The sequence below is a fragment of the Polynucleobacter sp. Fuers-14 genome (assembly GCF_018882045.1).
In the GTDB taxonomy this organism is placed as follows: Bacteria; Pseudomonadota; Gammaproteobacteria; order Burkholderiales; family Burkholderiaceae; genus Polynucleobacter.
In genome coordinates this window covers 1-730 of the sequence record NZ_JACVPG010000030.1, presented here as the reverse complement: position 1 = coordinate 730, position 730 = coordinate 1, and the positions used below count along the sequence as shown (strand labels likewise).

Annotated in this window: 1 protein-coding gene; it reads right to left on the bottom strand. The window is 47.3% G+C overall.

The genetic code is table 11. The features are described 5' to 3' along the window. On the bottom strand, positions 1 to 730 hold a 730-nt coding region (locus ICN40_RS11510), incomplete at both ends, for a transposase (RefSeq protein WP_216244120.1).

Sequence of the window (730 nt, the reverse complement as noted above, 5' to 3'; positions counted from 1 at the left end):
GTCTCTTCTAATTGCTTGCGACAAGCATTGATCTCTTGATAGCGTCTCAGTTGTATTTGAAAGGTTTTGCAAGCCAAGGAATCTGCCTCAACAGGTAGTCCAATGCTATGCAAGGCGGTCTCATAGAGCTCAATAAGCTTAGCCGCTTTATTAACCTTGCGGCCAATGACAGGGCTGGCAATCTGGCAAAACGCTTCTTGAGAGTGCTTCGTTACTGCGCTAGGGATGGGGAAGTGCAAAAGATAATTAATCCACCAGTCTGCGCGAGTACTGTTCCACCATTTACCCATCTCCGGAAAATACAAAGGCAGGTAATGAGTGAGGATGGAATGCTGCAGGCGCGTGCGACTCAAGGTCACTTGATAGTAGGTTTTAGATAACTCTTGGAGATCATGATGCCCTGCAATTAATGGGTCAACATAACGTTGAGTAATCCCTTGCTTAAGCAGCTCTAAAAGCACTGCAGCATCCTTGGGATCATTTTTATCCCAGGAGTTGAACATCACCTCCCGATACCGGGCGCTCGCTACCGAGGAAATAAAACAGACTTCAAACCCCGCCGCTACCAAGCGATGCCCTAATGCGCGGTGGTAATTGCCGGTTGCCTCAAACCCAATAATGCAAGGCGGCGGTAAGCTCTTTAGAAAAGCAATAAAACGATCATGATCGGCAGCAGAATTAGCCATCCGAAAATGCTGTCGTTTACCTTCTTTAGTCTCGCTTAACACGG